The sequence below is a fragment of the Lentzea sp. genome (assembly GCF_035525475.1).
GTDB lineage: Bacteria > Actinomycetota > Actinomycetes > Mycobacteriales > Pseudonocardiaceae > Lentzea.
The window spans coordinates 1-17,238 of sequence record NZ_DATLEC010000163.1; the positions used below are offsets into that span (position 1 = coordinate 1).

Annotated in this window: 20 protein-coding genes; 6 read left to right on the top strand and 14 right to left on the bottom strand. The window is 70.0% G+C overall.

Features of this window, described 5'->3' with window-relative positions:
* The 4 genes from VM306_RS26775 to VM306_RS26790 all read right to left on the bottom strand — a co-directional run.
* On the bottom strand, positions 1 to 751 hold a 751-nt coding region (locus VM306_RS26775; RefSeq protein WP_325519922.1), incomplete at its 3' end, for an ABC transporter ATP-binding protein.
* Positions 751 to 1,728, bottom strand: coding sequence for an ABC transporter permease (locus VM306_RS26780; RefSeq protein ID WP_325519924.1), 978 nt, complete (start codon positions 1,726 to 1,728; stop codon positions 751 to 753). The genes VM306_RS26780 and VM306_RS26775, both read right to left, overlap by 1 nt.
* A 16-nt stretch (positions 1,729 to 1,744) precedes the next feature.
* On the bottom strand, positions 1,745 to 2,722 hold the full coding sequence (locus tag VM306_RS26785) for an ABC transporter permease (RefSeq protein WP_325519926.1): 978 nt from the start codon (positions 2,720 to 2,722) through the stop codon (positions 1,745 to 1,747).
* A gap of 470 nt (positions 2,723 to 3,192) precedes the next feature.
* Positions 3,193 to 4,215: a hypothetical protein gene (locus VM306_RS26790; protein WP_325519928.1), complete on the bottom strand. Its 1,023-nt coding sequence runs from the start codon at positions 4,213 to 4,215 to the stop codon at positions 3,193 to 3,195.
* Positions 4,216 to 4,233: 18 nt separating this feature from the next.
* Here VM306_RS26790 and VM306_RS26795 point away from each other — a divergent pair, with 18 nt between their 5' ends.
* From VM306_RS26795 to VM306_RS26805, 3 genes are read left to right on the top strand one after another with little or no spacing between them, the layout of a single operon-like run.
* A complete protein-coding gene (locus tag VM306_RS26795; RefSeq protein WP_325519930.1) occupies positions 4,234 to 4,773 on the top strand; it encodes a DUF6886 family protein in 540 nt (179 codons plus the stop codon).
* A complete protein-coding gene (locus VM306_RS26800) occupies positions 4,770 to 5,429 on the top strand; it encodes a response regulator transcription factor (RefSeq protein ID WP_325519932.1) in 660 nt (219 codons plus the stop codon). The genes VM306_RS26795 and VM306_RS26800 overlap by 4 nt, the downstream gene beginning before the upstream one ends.
* On the top strand, positions 5,426 to 6,694 hold the full coding sequence (locus VM306_RS26805; RefSeq protein ID WP_325519934.1) for a HAMP domain-containing sensor histidine kinase: 1,269 nt from the start codon (positions 5,426 to 5,428) through the stop codon (positions 6,692 to 6,694). The genes VM306_RS26800 and VM306_RS26805 overlap by 4 nt, the downstream gene beginning before the upstream one ends.
* Here VM306_RS26805 and VM306_RS26810 read toward each other — a convergent pair.
* Positions 6,651 to 7,124 carry an SgcJ/EcaC family oxidoreductase gene (locus VM306_RS26810; protein WP_325519936.1) on the bottom strand — a complete coding sequence of 158 codons (474 nt, stop codon included), beginning with the start codon at positions 7,122 to 7,124 and terminating at the stop codon, positions 6,651 to 6,653. The genes VM306_RS26805 and VM306_RS26810 overlap by 44 nt on opposite strands.
* Positions 7,125 to 7,246: 122 nt before the next feature.
* On the opposite strand from VM306_RS26810, the gene VM306_RS26815 reads away from it, so the two are divergent.
* Positions 7,247 to 7,624, top strand: a complete 378-nt coding sequence (locus VM306_RS26815) for a PH domain-containing protein (RefSeq protein WP_325519938.1) — start codon at positions 7,247 to 7,249, stop codon at positions 7,622 to 7,624.
* Positions 7,625 to 7,687: 63 nt separating this feature from the next.
* Here VM306_RS26815 and VM306_RS26820 read toward each other — a convergent pair whose 3' ends face one another.
* The gene (locus VM306_RS26820; RefSeq protein ID WP_325519940.1) at positions 7,688 to 8,134 is read right to left on the bottom strand and encodes a DoxX family membrane protein; all 447 of its coding nucleotides are present in this window, start codon (positions 8,132 to 8,134) and stop codon (positions 7,688 to 7,690) included.
* 144 nt (positions 8,135 to 8,278) lie between these two features.
* Positions 8,279 to 8,827 (bottom strand): GNAT family N-acetyltransferase, encoded by a 549-nt coding sequence (locus tag VM306_RS26825; RefSeq protein ID WP_325519942.1) that lies wholly within the window; start codon positions 8,825 to 8,827, stop codon positions 8,279 to 8,281.
* Between the two features lie 270 nt (positions 8,828 to 9,097).
* On the opposite strand from VM306_RS26825, the gene VM306_RS26830 reads away from it, so the two are divergent.
* Positions 9,098 to 9,505, top strand: coding sequence for a VOC family protein (locus VM306_RS26830; RefSeq protein WP_325519944.1), 408 nt, complete (start codon positions 9,098 to 9,100; stop codon positions 9,503 to 9,505).
* Between the two features lie 59 nt (positions 9,506 to 9,564).
* On the top strand, positions 9,565 to 9,945 hold the full coding sequence (locus tag VM306_RS26835) for a class I SAM-dependent methyltransferase (protein WP_325519946.1): 381 nt from the start codon (positions 9,565 to 9,567) through the stop codon (positions 9,943 to 9,945).
* On the opposite strand, the gene VM306_RS26840 is transcribed toward VM306_RS26835, so the two are convergent.
* The 7 genes from VM306_RS26840 to VM306_RS26870 are packed head-to-tail and all read right to left on the bottom strand — an operon-like array spanning position 9,942 to position 17,184.
* Positions 9,942 to 10,421: a hypothetical protein gene (locus tag VM306_RS26840; protein WP_325519948.1), complete on the bottom strand. Its 480-nt coding sequence runs from the start codon at positions 10,419 to 10,421 to the stop codon at positions 9,942 to 9,944. The two genes, VM306_RS26835 and VM306_RS26840, sit on opposite strands and share 4 nt — an antisense overlap.
* Before the next feature lie 38 nt (positions 10,422 to 10,459).
* Positions 10,460 to 12,175 (bottom strand): DUF2264 domain-containing protein, encoded by a 1,716-nt coding sequence (locus tag VM306_RS26845; RefSeq protein WP_325519950.1) that lies wholly within the window; start codon positions 12,173 to 12,175, stop codon positions 10,460 to 10,462.
* A complete protein-coding gene (locus VM306_RS26850) occupies positions 12,172 to 13,122 on the bottom strand; it encodes a hydroxyacid dehydrogenase (RefSeq protein WP_325519952.1) in 951 nt (316 codons plus the stop codon). Before VM306_RS26850 ends, VM306_RS26845 begins: the two co-directional genes overlap by 4 nt.
* Positions 13,119 to 13,952: a carbohydrate ABC transporter permease gene (locus tag VM306_RS26855; protein WP_325519954.1), complete on the bottom strand. Its 834-nt coding sequence runs from the start codon at positions 13,950 to 13,952 to the stop codon at positions 13,119 to 13,121. Before VM306_RS26855 ends, VM306_RS26850 begins: the two co-directional genes overlap by 4 nt.
* A complete protein-coding gene (locus VM306_RS26860; RefSeq protein ID WP_325519956.1) occupies positions 13,952 to 14,827 on the bottom strand; it encodes a sugar ABC transporter permease in 876 nt (291 codons plus the stop codon). Before VM306_RS26860 ends, VM306_RS26855 begins: the two co-directional genes overlap by 1 nt.
* Positions 14,824 to 16,122, bottom strand: coding sequence for an ABC transporter substrate-binding protein (locus VM306_RS26865; RefSeq protein WP_325519958.1), 1,299 nt, complete (start codon positions 16,120 to 16,122; stop codon positions 14,824 to 14,826). The genes VM306_RS26860 and VM306_RS26865 overlap by 4 nt, the downstream gene beginning before the upstream one ends.
* A gap of 33 nt (positions 16,123 to 16,155) precedes the next feature.
* The gene (locus VM306_RS26870; RefSeq protein WP_325519960.1) at positions 16,156 to 17,184 is read right to left on the bottom strand and encodes a substrate-binding domain-containing protein; all 1,029 of its coding nucleotides are present in this window, start codon (positions 17,182 to 17,184) and stop codon (positions 16,156 to 16,158) included.
* Between the last annotated feature and the right edge of the window lie 54 nt (positions 17,185 to 17,238).

The following is a 17,238-nucleotide window of genomic DNA, read 5'->3' on the forward strand; positions in this document are numbered from 1 at the left end:
TCTCGACGGCGCGGCCCGCGTACATGACCATCAGCCGGTCCGCGAACCCGGCGACGACGCCGAGGTCGTGGGTGATGATCACGATGCCCGCGCCGGTGACCTCCTGCGCGGTCTCGAGCAGCTGCAGCACCTGGGCCTGCACCGTCACGTCGAGCGCGGTGGTCGGCTCGTCGGCGATGATCAGGTCCGGGTCGTTGGCGATCGCCATCGCGATCACCGCGCGCTGCCGCATGCCGCCGGAGAACTCGTGCGGGAACGCCTTGGCGCGGTCGGCGGCGTTCGGGATGCCGACGAGGTCGAGCAGTTCCACGGCGCGCTTCGCCGCGGCCTGCCTGGACACCTTGCGGTGCACCAGGACGGCTTCGGCGATCTGGTCGCCGACGGTGAAGACCGGCGTCAGCGCGGACAGCGGGTCCTGGAACACCATCGAGATGCGGCGGCCGCGGATCTTCGACAGCTCCGCGTCGTTCTGGCCGATGAGCTCACGGCCCTGGAACTTGATGGAACCGGTGATGCGCGCCGAGGACGGCAGCAGGCCCATGACGGCGAGCGACGACACGGACTTGCCGGAACCGGACTCGCCGACGATGCCGAGGACCTCGCCGGGCGAGACCTGGTAGCTCAGGCCGCGTACGGCCCGCACGCGGCCGGACTCGCTGGGGAAGGACACGTGGAGGTCTTCGACCTGCAGAACCGGTCCCTCGACGACACGGTCTGCCGGCGTGTCGAACTGGAGCTCCGAGGTGGTCATCAGGCGGCCTTCTCCTTGGTGTCCTTCTTCTCCTTGCGGCGCACGCGCGTGGAGGTGGGGTCGAGCGCGTCACGGAGCCCGTCGCCGACCCAGTTCACCGCCAGCACGAACACGACGAGGAAGCCCGCCGGGAACAGGAACAGCCAGGGGAAGGTCGTCGCGGACTCGGCGTTGCCGCCGATCAGGGTGCCGAGCGAGACGTCGGGCGACTGGACGCCGAACCCGAAGTAGCTCAGGCCCGTCTCGGCGAGCACGGCGGAGCCGACGTTGATGGTCGCGTCGATGATGAGCAGCGACGCCATGTTCGGCACGATGTGCTTGGCGATGATCTTGCGCGCGGGCTGGCCCATGAACTTGGCCGCCTTGACGAACTCGCGCTCCTTCAGCGTCAGCGTCATGCCGCGCACGATGCGGGCGGTGATCATCCACTGGAACGCCGCGAGCATGAGCACCAGCAGGAACCACGACTTGCCGCGGAACCACGGGCTCAGGATCGCGATGATCAGGAACGACGGCAGCACGAGCAGCAGGTCGACCAGCCACATGAGCGTCTTGTCGGCGACACCGAGGAAGTAGCCGGCCGCCGCGCCGACGATCGCCGCGACGGTGGTCGAGATCAGCGCCACGAGCAGGCCGATGATCAACGACTTCTGCAGTCCGCGCATGGTCAGCGCGAACATGTCGGTACCGATCTTGTCGGTGCCGAAGATGTGGTCGGCGTAGGGGGGCTCGAGGAACGCCGAGTAGTCCTGCTGGTCGTAGGACCACTTCGACAGCAGCGGGCCCACGAACGCCATCAGGTACATCCCGAGGATGATCACCAGGCCGACCAGCGCCAGCTTGTTCCGCATGAAGCGGATCAGCACGAGCCTGCCGCGCGTCATCGCCTTGCCCGGTTCGGGCGCCGCGTCGACGGGGCTGCCGGAGGCGGCGCCGGTGGTTCCCGCGGAGTCGCCCTCGTTGAGGATCACGGTCACGTCGTCGTCACCTTGCCTAGTTCACGCGGATTCGGGGGTCGAGCGCGGCGTACAGCACGTCGGCGAGCCAGCCGGAGAACAGCACGCACACCGCGACGAAGAGCGTCACCGTGGCGGTGATGTTCGTGTCCTGCGCCGAGATGCCGGTGACGAGCCAGTCACCCATGCCGAACCAGCCGAAGATCCGCTCGGTGAACGTGCCACCGACGACGAGCAGGCCGAAACCGAACGCGAACAGGGTCGCCATCGGGATCAGCGCGGTGCGCAGGCCGTGCTTGAACAGCGCCTTGCGGCGCGTCAGCCCCTTGGCCTGGGCGGTGCGCAGGAAGTCGCTGCCGAGCACGTCGAGCATCGACGAGCGCTGGTAGCGGCTGTAGTAGGCGATCTGGCCGAGGGCGATCGCGAGCGTCGGCACGACGAGGTGCTGCAGCCGGTCGCCGAGGTGCTCGAACCAGTTGCCCTGGAAACCGGGGGTGGTCTCGCCGACGAAGATCAGGACGTTCGAGCCGATCGAGTCGTTGACCCCCTGCGCGCCCATCTTCAGCAGCGTGCCCAGCACGAACACCGGCGTGGACAGCAGTACGAAGCTGAACAGGGTCGCGAAGTAGTCGCTGAACTTGTACTGCCTGATCGCGCTCACGACGCCGAGCAGCACGCCGAAGACGATGCCGATCGTGATGCCGAGCAGGAACAACCTCAGACTCACGCCGATCCGCCGGCCGAGCTCGTCGGTGATCGGGCGGTCGGTGATCGTGCGACCGAAGTCGCCCTGCACCACACCACCCATCCACGTGACGAACCGCTGCGGGATCGGCTGGTCGAGGTGGAGGTCTCGTTTCTTCGCCTCGATCGACGCCGCGGGCGGCGGCGGGTTGCGTTGCTGCAACACCCCGATCGGGTCAAAGGTGGCGGAGGCCAACGTGAACGCGAGGAACGTCGCCACGAGGGCGAGCACCACGTAGTTGACCAACCGCCGCAACAGAAATCCGGCCACCCGTGTTCAGTCCTCTCCCCGGTGGTTGCGACGTCGGCGCACTGGATTGCAGTGGACGAGTTGCAAGAGATTAACCGCCGATCCGGCGGACCGCTGCCCACCCCCACCATTGCGGCAGGGGCCCACTGACCGGGCCATAGTCACCCATGCGTGGTGGAAAGGTCGGGCGAACAGCCACATCAACAGTTGACTCTGGGCAATTGTGTGTCCAAGCGTGACCATTGTGCGTCCTGATCGCCGTATTCACCGGCAAGTTCTGTTGAGACGCGGATGCGCGTGACGCATCCGGGTGAATGCAATGTCCGGAAGTAGTGGGACAAGCAGCGCAATGTGATCTGAATCAGGACATCACGCTGTGGAGCGCTTCATGTCGCCGCTGTTACTGCATCGACGCGGACCAGGGCGGTCGTCCGAGCGGCGGATCGGCGGCTGGCCCGAACGTCGTGAAGCGCGTCACAACGCCCGGAGCACTAGCTGAGCCGCCAGAGCCGGCCGCCGGCGATCACGAACACCTGACCGCCGACCTCCTCGGCGGCCACGACCGCGCCGCTGGGCCCGTCCACCGGCCGTTCGCCCCCGCCGGACACGAGCTTCACGCCGCCGTGGTCGACGACCAGCGTCGGGACACCGTTGACGGGCACGGGTGCGGCGAGGTCCTGGTTGTCGTCGACGGGGACGTCCGGGGTGGCCAGCTTCTTCCAGTCGGGCCCCGACCACCACGCGAGCTTCCCCTTGCTGCGGCCCACGACGTGGCACGTGCCGTCCCAGCACCGGACGGCCAGCGCCGCGTCACCGTCCGGGAGCGTCGCCGTGGTCCAGGTCCTGCCGTCGAACCGCCAGACCGCGGCGCTCACGGTGCCCTTGGCGATCTGCCAGCCGACGACGATCGCGCCGTCGCCCTCGGGCGCGACCGCGAGCGGGAAGCGCAGCAGGTCCTGCGAGCTCTCCAGCACGGTGCCCTCGGACGGCTGGCGGCCCCACGTGTCGGCGGCGTAGGTCCACACGGCGATGTCGAGACCGGCCTTGGCGCTCTGCCAGGTGCCGATGACCAGCGGACCCTGCCTGGTCCGCACCGGCCCGATCAGCTCGCCCGCGCCGTACCCGCCGAACGTGCTGAAGGCCTGCGGCTTCTCGACGATCTGCCGCACGTCCCCGGTCCAGGCGCTCCACCGGACGTTGCCGTGCGCGCCGCCGCGTTCGCCACCGACACCGGTGATCGTCGTGCCGTCGGAGGTGATCCCGTACCAGTGCGCTTCCTTGCCGTACGGGCTCGTCGGGGTCAGCCGGGCGTTGGCCAGCGTGCCGTCCTTGCTGCGCGTGACCAGTTCCGGGTGGTCGGACGGGCGTGTGCCGATCAGCAGCATGTCGCCGTGCGTGGCCAACGCCTCCGGCGTCGCCGTCAGGTCGACGGGGGTGAAGCCGGCGGCGTCGTCCGCGCCGCCTGAGGAGCAGCCGGTGAGGACCAGTAAAACCGCGAGCGTCAGCCTCCGCATGCGCGCCAGTATGACCACATGCGGCCCGAATCCGGTCAGGTGTTGCACTTCTCGGAAGATCCGTCGATCCCGCGGTTCGTCCCGCACCTGGCGGTGACAGCGCGGCAGTCCGGCGAGTACGTGTGGGCGGTGGACGCGGACCGGTCCCCCGGCAACTGGTTTCCCCGGCAGTGCCCGCGCGCGATGGCGTGGACGACACCGGAGTCGTCGGACGAGGACCGCGACCGGATCATCGGACCCGGCTGCGGAACACGGGTGCACGCCGTCGAGTACGGGTGGCTGGAACGCATGCGGACCGTGGAGCTGCACGCGTACCGGTTCGACGCGGCGGCGTTCCGGCCGTTCGAGGAGGACGGGGCCGCGGTGGTGGCGACGGAACCGGTGGTGCCGCTGGGTCCCGCGGACCGCGTCGGCGACCTGTTCGAGCTGCACGAGGAGGCGGGGATCGCGTTGCGGGTGCTGCCGGGGCTGTGGCCCTTCTGGGACGAGGTCGTGCGGAGCTCCCCGGGCTGGAGCGGCATCAGGTTGCGCAACGCCCTGCCCAGGTCGGTGGGATGACCGGGCCCGTGCGGGTGCTGCTGGTCGAGGACGACGAGCCGATCGCGGAGTCGCTGGTCAGGGGCCTGTCCCGCTACGGCTTCGAGGTCAGGTGGGTGCGCACGGGCACCGAGGCGCTGGCGGCGGACGGCTTCGCGCTGGTGCTGGTCGATCTCGGGCTGCCCGACGTGGACGGGCTGGACGTGTGCCGGGAGCTGCGGGCCCGCGGTGACGTGCCGATCATCGTGATCAGCGCGCGGTCCGACGAGGTCGACCGGGTGGTCGGGCTGGAGATCGGCGCGGACGACTACGTCACCAAACCGTTCGGGGTGCGGGAGGTCGTCGCGCGGATGCGCGCGGTGCTGCGGCGTGCGCAGCCCCGGCAGGAGACGACGGTGCAGGGGCGGGTGCGGATCGACCGGCGCGCGAGGCGCGTGCACCTCGACGGGGCCGAGGTGGAGCTGACACCGAAGGAGTTCGACCTGCTGGTGTTCCTCGCCGCGGAGCCGGGCGCGGTGTTCACCCGCGAGCGGATCATGGAGGCGGTGTGGGACGAGAACTGGTTCGGCCCCACCAAGACCCTCGACGTGCACGTGGGGGTGCTGCGCCGCAAGCTCGGTGACGCGGCCTCGCTGGAGACCGTGCGGGGCGTGGGGTTCCGGCTGGTGCTCACGTGATCCGGCAGCTCGTCTGGAGCTACGTGCTGCTGGTCGCGGTGGCGATCGCGGCGTTCACGGTGCCGGTGGCGTTCACGCTGAACAACCAGCTCTACGGCGACGCCGAGAACACCGCGCGCCGTGAGGCCGACACCGCCGCGTTGCTGCTGGCGTCCGGCGACACGCGGTCGCTGAACGCGTTGGTGGACGCCTACGAACGCCAGACGCCCGGCCGGATGGACGTGCTCGGGCCGGAACCGGAGTCGACGGTCTGGGCCGACGAGGGACTGAGGCTGACGGTGCCCGCCCGCACACCGGACGGCACCGTCGTCGGCGCCATCCGCCTGACCTACCCGGACGGCCCGATCACCGACCGGCTCTGGCAGATCTGGGGTTTCCGGGCCGCGCTCGGCGTCGGCGTGCTGGTCGTGGCGGCGTTGCTGGGATCGTGGCTGGCCCGGCGGGTCACCCGGCCGCTGCGCGAGCTGAACGCGATGGCCGGACGGCTGCGCGACGGCGACCTGTCCGCGCGGGCCGAGGAGACCGGCCCGCCCGAGACCCGCACGCTGGCGCGGACGTTGAACACCGCCGCCGAGATGATCGGCACGCTGGTCGGCTCGCAACGGGCGTTCATCGGCGACGCCTCGCACCAGCTGCGCACTCCGCTGACCGCGTTGCGGCTGTCCCTGGACAACGTGGCCGACGGGGTCGAGGACCCGCTGGTCCGCGAGGACGTCGAGATGGCGACGGCCGAGGTGGTGCGGATGTCGAGGCTGGTCAACGGGTTGCTGACGCTGGCACGCGCCGAGGCCGACGTCGCACACCCGGAACCCGTGCACGTGCTCGACGTCGTCGCCGAACGGTTCACCGCCTGGCGCGCCGTCGCCGACGAACGCTCGGTCTCGCTCGTCAGCGAGGGCTTCGACATCCGCGTGCTCGCGACGCCGGGACACCTCGAACAGGTGCTGGACAACGTCCTGTCCAACGCGTTGCAGGTGTCCCCCGCCGGCGCCGCGGTGCTCGTCCGCACCACCCGGCCCGGCCGGCTGGAGGTCATGGACTCCGGACCGGGCCTGCCGGAGGCCGACCGCGCGCGGGCCTTCGACAGGTTCTGGCGCGGCCACGGCCTGACCGGCAGGGGCGGGTCGGGACTCGGCCTCGCGATCGTGAAGCAGCTCGTCACCGACGACGGCGGCACCGTGGCGCTGGAGGAGGCGTCCGGCGGCGGGCTGTGCGTGCGGATCAGGCTTGCTCCGGCATCGCCGACGAGTGGTGGTTCACGATGAGCCACCGCCCGCCCGCCTTCTCGTAGACGAACGTGTAGCGAGCGTCCACAGTGGAGGGTTTGCCGTCCTTGGTGAGCGCGAACCGGTAGGTGCCCGCGTCGATCGCGTCGTCGGCGTCGAGGACGGCGACGTGCGAGTCGAGGATCTCCCCCGCCGGCCTGCCCCGCAGGAAGTGCTCGAAGTAGTCGACGATCTCGGCCCGCGTGGACCGCACCTGGTTCGACATGGTGGGCAGCAGGACCGCGGCCGGGGCGTACCGGTCGGCCACCTTCTGGGCGTCACCCGTCGCGAGAGCCGCGTTCCAGCCCGCGAACAACGCCTTGATCTCGTCCGTGGTCGGCTTTTCACCGGAAGCGGTCTGTGCCGGCGCACTGGAGCAACCGGCCAGAAGTGCCGTTGCCCCTACGGCGGCCGCAAGGCGCTTGCGCATCGTTTCGCCCTCCCCGATCACGTGGTGGTCGGGATCCACTGTCGGGTCAGCCGGGGAAACGCCGGGACAGCCGCCGGCCAGCGTCAGGACAAGCTTGCGGAAAGCCTGGTAAACGTGGACGCATGGGACTTCTCAGCGGAATGATGGGGAACGCGTCGAAGCTCGACCCTCGGGCGGCCGCACAGGAGTACGGCCGGCTGCTGGCCCAGGGGGAACCGGTGCACGCGGCCTACCAGCTGCTGCGCGACTCGTTCCTGTTCACCGACCGGCGGCTCATCCTGGTCGACAAGCAGGGCATGACGGGCAAGAAGGTCGAGTACCACTCGGTGCCCTACAAGGCGATCACGCAGTTCTCGGTCGAGACGGCCGGTCACTTCGACATGGACGCCGAGCTGAAGATCTGGGTCTCCAGCAGCGACGTGCCGATCTCCAAGCAGTTCGGCAAGGGCGTCGACGTCTACGAGGTGCAGGCACTGCTGGCGACGTTCATGGCCAGGTAGCGTTCCCCGGCAAGGAGAATCCCCCACCGGCACGTGGCCTGCGGGGGATCTCGCTCGCGGTGCCTAGCGGGCCTGCAGCATCGGGCGGAACTTGTCGCGGTAGGCCCACGCCAGCCCGATCTCGGCGAGCACCACGAGGATCGCGATGACGAGGCCGGACGGCTCCAGGAACACGTGGATCAGGAAGATGTTCACGACCATCGGCGCCAGGATCGCGAGTGCCAGCGGCACGAACCGGCCGACGAGCAGCAGCACCCCGGCGACGACCTGGACGCCGGCGACCAGCTGGAGCATGTAGCCGGTGGCGTAGAGGGCCGTGGTGAACGCGACGCCGGCGGGGGCCATCGTGCTCGGATCCGGTGCGGGCATGAAGTTCAGGAACCCGTTCAAGCCGGTCACGGTGAACAGCAGGCCGGTCAGCACGCGGGTCACGAGCGTGGCGTGGCGGGCGAAAGCGGACTTGCGGGTGAGGCCGGCCGGGGCGGCTGCGGTGGTGACGGTCGCGGTCATTTCGGGTTCCTCCTGGGCTGTCGTGTCCTTCCACTGACACGTCGAACGGGCACCGGCCCGGATCGACACCACGGCCCAGAAAATCTTCACAATCTTGTCGGCGCAGGTCAGGCCTCGACGCGAGCCGCGCTGCCGGGCACGAGCTCAACCGGACGGCGTGGCCGAGGACCACTCGCCGAACCACTGTTCGGCGCCGTACGCCTCGAACCTCTCCACCTCGGCGAACCCCAGCTTCGCCGCGAGGCGCATCGCGCGGTCGTTGGCGGTCTGGGTGGCGAGCACCACCGGCTTGCCGGGAAGCGCGTCGGCGAACCAGCCGAGTGCCGCCGTGCACGCCTCGGCGGCGTACCCGCGCCCCCACGCCTCCGGCAGGAACAGGTAGCCGAGCCATGCCTCCCCGGCATCCGGACGGACGGGACCCGGACGCTCCGCGTCGCGCCGGTCGAACGTGATCATGCCGATCATCGCTCCGCCGAGATCGACCACGAGGAAGCCAGGGCGTCGTCCGGGCACCTCGGGCACCGCCCGCTCGAGCTCATCGCGCGGTTGAGGACCACCGATGTAGGTGCCCACCTCCGGCGAGGCGAACAGATCGATGAGCGCCGCACGATCCCGGGCCTCGGACTCACGGAGCACGAGCCGCTCAGTCCTGATCGGAGCAGGTGGCCAGGCGACGGATCCGAGCTCGGTCATGGCCGGCAACCTATCGCACGCCCGCCGCGCGGTACTTCGGCATCGCGTCCGGCGCCCGGGACGTGGCCGTGCGGTCGACGTGGAGGCCGTGCGGCTCGTCGGCCTGGCGATGGAAGTCCTGGGTGGACGGTCGTTCTTCGGGCGCTCACCGCTCGAACGCGCCTGCGAGGTCGCTCAGGGTGACCCCAGGGTCACTGAACAAGTTCAGGTTGTAGGTCTGCCAGGGGTTTGCGAGGATGCGGGCCCGCCTCTACCCGAGGAGTGATCCCGGTGGCCACTCGTCTCAACCCGTACATCAGCTTCGACGGCCAGGCCCGTCAGGCGATGGGGTTCTACCAGTCCGTCTTCGGCGGAGAGCTGAGGATGAACACGTTCGGCGAGTTCGGCATGCAGGACACGCCGCAGGCCGACCAGATCATGCACGCCCAGCTGGAGACCGACGCCGGCTACACGATCATGGCCGCCGACACGCCTCCCGGTGCGGAGGTCAGGGCGGGTTCGAGCATCACGGTGTCGCTGTCGGGCGACGACGAGGTGCTGCGCGAGTACTTCGCCAAGCTCGCCGAGGGCGGCGAGGTCGGTACACCGCTGGAGAAGCAGATGTGGGGCGACGAGTACGGCGACCTCACCGACAGGTTCGGCGTGAGCTGGATGGTCAACCTGGGCGGCCTGGGCTGACCTTGCGGACGGGGTCACGGCGGTGGCCCCGTCCGCCGTGGTGACGCATCATGTGGACCATGAGCGAGCGTCTGCGAGGTGTGGTCGGCCAACTCGCGATCCGCCCCGGCGACCGGGTGCTGGAGATCGGCTGCGGTCGGGGCGTGGCCGCGGCGATGGTGTGCCGGTTGCTGACCACCGGAACGCTCACGGCGATCGACCGTTCCGTGAAGATGGTCGAGGCCGCGACCCGCCGCAACGCCGAGCACGTCGCGTCGGGCAAGGCGGAGTTCCTCATCGCGTCGCTGGAGGACGTGAACCTCGGCGACCGCCGGTTCGACCTGGTGTTCGCCGTGCGGGTCGGGCTGTTCCACCGCGACCCCGACCGCGCGCGTTCGCTGGTCCAGCCGTGGCTGGCGCCGGGAGGGCGCGTGCTGTCGTTCTTCGACGTACCGGTTTAGACGCGGCTCAACAGTTCGGTGATCAGCTTCTTCGACGGCTCGACGCCCGCGGGTGAACGCACCTCGACCTGCGTCCTGCCCTTGCGCGCGGTCACCTTGTGCTGGGTCGTCTCCGACCCGCCCGCCGTCGTCTCGTAGGCCTCGTCCTGGAAGCCCTCGATCACCTTGGCGCCCTCGGGCTTGGCCTTGGCGAACGCCGCGGCCGTCGTGTTCGTCGTGAACAGCACCTCGACGGGCATGCCGGAGCCGACGTACGTGCACGTGGTGACGGCCTTGTCGACGGTCTCCCGCTGGCCCTGCAGCCGCAGTCCGAGCGCCTTGCCCACGACGGACGAGTTGGCGTTGGCGCAGGTCGGGCCGGTGCCGGCGGGCTGCTCCACGGTCGTCGGGGTCTGCTGCGTCGTCTCGGGCGCCGCCTGCGGGGCAGAGGTGCAGGCGGCGAGCAGGAACGCGGCGGCGAGGAGGGTGATGCGCACATCCCTACATCGAGCCTGCCGCCGCCGCGTTACCCCGTTCAGGCGCTGTCGAGCGTCAGCCGAAGGATCTCGTCGACGCGCGCGTCCCAGTCGACCTCCGCGACCGTGCCGCCCAGGACCGCCACCGCCGCCAGCGTCACGGTGCCCTCGACCTCGGCGGTCAGGACCGGGACGCTCGCGGTCGTGGTGAACGCCGTGCCCTGGGGTGCGGTCCGGCTCTTCTCCCCCGTCCAGCCCCGGATCCCGGCCAGCGCGGACGGCAGGTCCGTCGCCCACCCGGTGAGCTCGGCCCTCGTGCCGGGCGGTGCGCCGATCACGCGGTGGATCCTCAGCTCCTGGTCGTCCCACACGGCCGTGACGCTCTCGACGCGCAGCCCCGGCACCATCACCTGGTTCGCGTCGAACACCGGCCGGTGCCAGGAGGCGGCCCAGTTGTCCCGCGCGCCCAGCGGGTGGATGCGCCTGCGCACGCTGCGGTCGCCCCGGACGACCAGGGTGAGGTGGTTGTCCGCGGTGTTGTGCTTCGACGTCGGGCCGGTGGCCGTCGAGTAGGCGAACCGGCTGTAGAGCGGGTCGTCATCGGCCGCGTACTCGCCCTCGAACGGCCTGACGTGGTCGCTGCCGTGGTTGTGCAGCCTGGTGACACCGTTGTGCCGCTGGACGAGCAGACCCGGTCCTGGCAACGCCAGCGCGCGGTCGCCGTCCGGGTCCTCCTCGGTAGCGGTCCACAGTGGATGGTCCGGCCCCGCGAGCAGGCAGACGAACGCCTTCGAGGCCCAGTAGGGCGAGGCGGGTCCGGAGTAGGGCTGGAGGCTCGCCTCGTGCGGGCCGTGCCAGCCGAGGCTGAGCAGGCCGTCGGTGAGCGAGCCGCGGTCGAGGAAGTACTTCAGCGCGTTGCTCATGAGGAAGCGGGAGTGGCCTGGGCTCAACGGCGTCTCACCGGTGACCGCGCCCAGCGCGACCGCGGCGGACGCGGCGAACCGGTAGGTCAGCGACCGTCCGAAGTAGAGCGGGGCCCCGTCCGCGCCGAAGAGCAGGGCGAAGCTCTCCAGGTGCTCGCGCAGGTGGGTGGTGACGGGCCGGCCGTCGAGGTGCGCGTCCAGTGCCGGGTAGAGGTGCAGCGCCCAGCCGTTGTAGTGGTCGAACGCGCGGCCGTCGCCGTCGGAGTACCAGCCGTCGCCGACGTACCAGCCTTCGAGCAGCTCCACCGCCCGCTGCCCGGCCTGCCGGGTCTCGTCGTCGCCACGACCGGCCGCCTCCAGGAAGGACGCGACGGTGTACGGGAAGAAGTACCAGTTGTTGGCCGCCGGGACATGCCGCAGCGACTCGCGCAGCCAGGCCTCGGCGCGGTCCTGGACGTCCTCGGGGAGCCCGTCCCACAGCCACGGCTTGGTGAGGCGCAGGCCGAGCGCGACCGACGCGGACTCGACCATCGGCTGGCCGACGTCGGTGATCGCGGGCCACTCCCCCGCCGTTCCCGCCGCCAGACCGGCGGCGTAGCGCTCCAGCCAGTTGTGCGGGTCGTCGCCGTGCGCGGTGCGGAACGCGGCCGCGAGGAACGTGCGCGCGTAGCCCTCCAGGCCGTCCGACCGCACGCCGCTGCGGGACGGCCTGCCCGGCAGGTCGAGGAGTGCCCGGTCGGGTGAGGCGTAGCGCCACGCGGCGTCGAGCAGGCCGTCGGCGGCGGCCACCCAGTGCTCGCGGGTCAGGCCGGTGCGGGGGCTGAGGACGTGGTCCGGTCCGGGCAGCTTCACGCGATGCGTTCCCTTCGATCCGCGGGCACCGGGGTCGCGAACGGCTTTCCCGCGACCCACCGGCCGACCTCCTCCACGGCGTGGCGGGCGAGGCGGCCCCACTCGTTGCCCTGCGATCCGGCGAGGTGAGGTGTGATCAGCACGTTGTCGTTGCGCCACAACGGGTGGTCCTCCGGCAGGACCTCCGGATCGGTCACGTCGAGCACCGCCCGGATCCGGCCGGCCTCGGCCGCGAGCGCGTCCTGGTCGACGACGGCGCCGCGGGCGGTGTTGATCAGCACGGCGTCGTCGCGCAGCAGCCCCAGCAGCTCGCCGCTCACCAGTCCCCTGGTCTCCGGCAGCAGCGGCGTGTGCACGCTCACCACGTCGCTGCGCCGGAACAGCTCGCTGATGCCCACGGACTCGGCACCGTCCACTTCGGTCACGAACGGGTCGTGCACCAGGACGTGGAAGTCGTACGGCCGCAGCAGCTCGATCACCCGTCGGCCGATCAGCGACGCGGACAGGATCCCGACGGTGGCGCCGAAGTTGCCGACGGTCGCGGGAACCTCGTACACCGAGATCCGCTTCTCCTCCCGGTACTCGCGGGCGCGTTCGAGGACGCGTTTGCCGCTGAGCAGGATCATCGCGACCGTGTACTCGGCGACCGGCAGCGCGTTGGCCTGCGCGGCCGAGGAGACCACGATGCCGCGCTCCCAGCAGGCGTCGGTGACGAACCCCTTGACCGACCCGGCGGTGTGCACGATCGCCCTGAGGCTGGGCAGCGTCGCGAGCACCTCGGCGGTGATCGGCGGGCAGCCCCAGCCCGTGACGAGCAGGTCGACGTCCGGCACACCGGCGAAGCCCGAGGTGACGGGCCCGAACTCGCAGAGCGCCCCGAGGTCGTCGAGCACGGGCGTGAGGACGGCGGCAGCGGCGTCCGCCGACATCACGCCCGCGGCCCTCACTTGACGGCTCCCGCGGTCATGCCCGCCCGCCAGAACCGTTGCAGCAGCATGAAGGCGAGGATGAGCGGCAGAACGGCGAACAACGATCCCATGATCACCACCGGGTAGTACTCTGGCGACACCGTGGCCGAGCTGTTCCACTGGTAGAGGCCGAGGCTCACCGGGTACAGCTTCTGGTCGGACAGCATGACCATCGGCAGGAAGAAGTTGTTCCAGATCGTGGTGAGCTGGAACAGGAACAGCGTGACGACGCCGGGTCCCAGCATGCGCAGCGCGACCTTGAAGTACGTGCCGAGGTCGCCCGCGCCGTCGATGCGCGCGGCCTCCAGCACCTCGTCCGGCACGTAGCCCTGGGAGAAGATCCGGCCGAGGTACACGCCGAACGGGTTGAACAAAGCCGGGATGAACACCGCCCAGAACGTGTTGACCAGGCCCGTCCCGGACGCCATCAGGTACAGCGGCAGTGCGAGCACGGTCTGCGGCACCATCACGGCGGCGAGCACGAGCCCGAAGAGCTTCTCCTTGTGGCGGAACGAGTACTTGTCGAACGCATAGCCCGCCGCGATCGAGATGAACGCGCTCGTCGCCGCGCCGATCACCGCGTACAGCAGGCTGTTGAGGTACCAGCGCCCGTAAAGACCTTTGTCCATCGAGAAGAGCGCTTTGACGTTCTCCACGAACGAGAAGTCGCTCAGCGACAACAGGTCGCTCTGGAACAGCGCGTCGACGTTCTTCGTGGCGGCGAGCAGCAGCCACAGCACCGGGAGCAGGGTGTAGAGGACCGCGATGCCGACGACGACGTTGACCGCGGTCCGGCCGAGGAGGGTCATCAGGCGGCCTTCCTGTTCGTCCAGCGGGTGACGGCGAACGACAGCGCGACCGTGAAGGCCAGCAGGATCACCGAGGCGGCCGCGGCGAGGCCGTAGTTGTTGCGGGTGAAGGCGGCGTCGTAGATGTACATGCTCGGCGAGAACCGCGCGCTGATCATCGGCGTGGACTGGCTGAGCAGCACGGGTTCGGTGAACAGCTGCAGTGCCCAGATGAGCGTGAAGATGCCGACCGTGACGATCGCGCCGCGCACCAGCGGTGTCTTGATGCGGACGGCCTGCTTGACCGGACCGGCCCCGTCCACGACGGACGCTTCCAGGACTTCCCGCGGCACGGCCTGCAGAGCCGCGTAGAAGATCACCATGTTGTAGCCGAGGTTGCTCCACAGGGCGATGTTCACGATCGACGGCAGCACGGTGTGGATGCCGAGGAAGTTGATCTGGACGTCGGCCCGGGCGAACAGGTCGACGATCGGGCTCAGACCCGGTGTGTAGAGGTAGAGCCAGATCAGGGCCGCGATGATGCCCGGCACGGCGTGCGGCAGGTACAGGCTCATCTGCGCCCAGCTCCGCAGCTTGGCCACGCCGGAGTCGAGCAGCAGCGCGAGGGTGAGCGCGGCCACGACCATCAGGGGGATGTAGAGGAGGCAGTACAGCACCACGGTGCCGAGGCCGTTGAGGAACGTCGGGTCGCTCAGCACGGCCGCGTAGCTGCGCAGGCCGACGAAGACCGTGCTCTCCTGGCCGAAGCCGAGCCCCGGCTGGTCGGCGGCGAAGAAGCTGAGCCAGACCGCGGTGCCGGTCGGGACCAGGAAGACCGCGACGAGCAGCACGAAGAACGGCGCCATCAGGACGGCGCACGCGAGCCTGCCCTTCACCGCCCACCCTCCTCGATGGACAGACCGAGGGCTTTGAGGTCGGGCATCGTGCCGCTCTGGGCTTCCGCGACCGCGTCGGCCAGCGTGCCCTCACCGGCGCCCGCCCGCGCGAACCCGTCCTGCATGACCCGCTGGGTGGCGGACATCCGCGGTCCCCACACCCAGCCGTCGCGGATCTTGTCCGCCTCCTGCTTGAAGAGCCGGTAGATGTCCTGGCCGCCGTAGTACTCGCCGGGGAACGCCTTGCCACCGGCCTCCACGAGTGCGGGCGCGACCGGGTACTGGCTGCTGGTGCCGCTCTTGAGGCGGGCGGTGAGCGCGTCCGGGTGGGTGCACTGCCACTCGATGAACTCCATCGCCGCCTCTGGCTGCCGCGAGTCCTTGGTGACGGCGAACGTGGAGCCGCCGTGCGTGCCGACGACGGGCCGGTCCCAGATCGGCATGGGGGCGATGCGCCACCTGCCCTTCTGCGCGGGCCTCGCCCGCATCTGCGCGCCCGCGTCCCACGCGCCGCTCAGCCGGGTGAGGATGCGGTCCTGGCCGAGCTGCGCGTCGTGCTGCTTGCTGTCGGCGGCGTTGCGGAAGACGACGTCCTCGTCGATCAGCCGCTGCCAGTAGGCGGCGACCTTCCGCGTGGGGTCATCGGTCATGGACACCCGCCACGTACCGCCGCTGGTGTCGAACCACTGCGCGCCGGCCTGCCAGGCGAAGCACGCGAACTGCGTGGCGCCGTCGGTGGGGAACAACGCGAGCCGCTTGTCCGGGAACCGCTGCTTCACGGTGTGCGCGAGGTCCGAGAACTCGTCCCAGGTCGTGGGGATCTCGAAACCGCTGGCCGCGAACAGGTCCGCGCGGTAGTGCAGGACCATCGGCTCGACGTCGAGCGGGACGCTGAACACGCGGTTGTCGAACGTCGTGAGCCGCAGCGCCTGGGGCAGGAGCTTCTGCTTCACGCGGTCGGTCACGAGGTCGGTGATGTCGCGGGCGACGCCGTCGATCGCGTACCCCGGGACCTGCGGGTACTCGATGGTGGCGACATCGGGGGCGTTGCCCGCACGAGCCGCGTTGCTGAGCTTGGCGTAGCCGCCCTGCCCACCGGAGGGGATCTGCTGGAAGACCACCCTGATGCGGTTCTGCGAGGAGTTGAACGCGTCGACGACCTGCTGGCTACCGCGCAGGGCCGACCAGAACGTGATCTCTACCGGACCTCCGGCACCGCGGCGTTGCGGAGTGGAGCAGGCCGCCAGTGGTGCCGTGAGGCCCGCCGCGAGGAGCGTGCGACGACTCAGGCGCATGGCTCGCATCCTGATCGCCTGATCGCTTTGTCGTCAAGAAACGTTCAAACGCTCAGTCGATGAGCGGACCTTCAACTCCGGCAGCAGCTCGACCCGTTCGGCCGTGGTCGTGCCGCTGCTGAGCTGCCGCAGGAGCAGTTCCGCGGCCACCTTGCCGACCTCGGTCTTCGGCGGCGCGACCGCCGTGAGCGGGATGCTGCCGAGAGCCGCGACCACGTCGTCGTACGCCACGACCGAACACCGCTGCGGCACCTTGATCCCCGCGTCCGTCAGCTGCTGGACCAGCATCAACGCGTCCACGTCGCCGTGCAGGATCGTCGCCGTCGCGCGGTGCGCCCTCAGGACGCTGACGAGCCCGGTGTCGGGTGAGCTCCTGACCGTGATGGCGTCCTCGAGGTCCGCGGAGATCTCCTTGAAGGCCTTGCGCAGCGCCCTGGCCGTCGGGCTGTCGTCGCGCGCGGCCAGCACGATCCGGCGGTGACCGAGGTCTGTCAGGTGCTTCACGGCGAGGTGCATGCCGTACCAGTGGTCCGAGCACACCGAGTTCATCGCCCGCAGCCGCCCGCCCGGCCGGCGCTCCATGAGCACGGTCGGCACCCCGGTATCGGCCAGCCAGTCGTCGGCGGCCTCCTCGTCGTGCGTGCGCCACCGCGGCGCGATGAGAAGACCTTGGACCGGTTCGCTGAGCGCGCGTTCGACGATCGGTTTCTCCGCGCCTTCGACCTGCGGCGCGATGTGCAGCACGACCCGCATGCCCGCGTCTTCGAGTGCTTTGCGTGCACCGTTCATCGTCTCGTACAGGTACGTGTGGCGCTCCGGCACGACCAGCGCGACCGACCCGTTGACCGCGTTCCTGGGCGAAGGCTGCTCGACCGGCGTCAACGACCGCACGACCCCGTGCCCGCGCCGCAGTTTCCCGAGCTGGGCCAACTCCTCGACGTCACGCCTGATCGTCACGATCGACACGTCGAGCTCGCCGGCCAGATCGCTCACCTTGACCGTGCCCCGCGACGCGACGACGGCCAGGATCCGCTGCCGCCGCACCTCGCTGGACTCACGCATGGGCGCCTGCCTGTTCGTTTGAGCGTTTTGCGGCGAGCATAACCCGCGGAACGC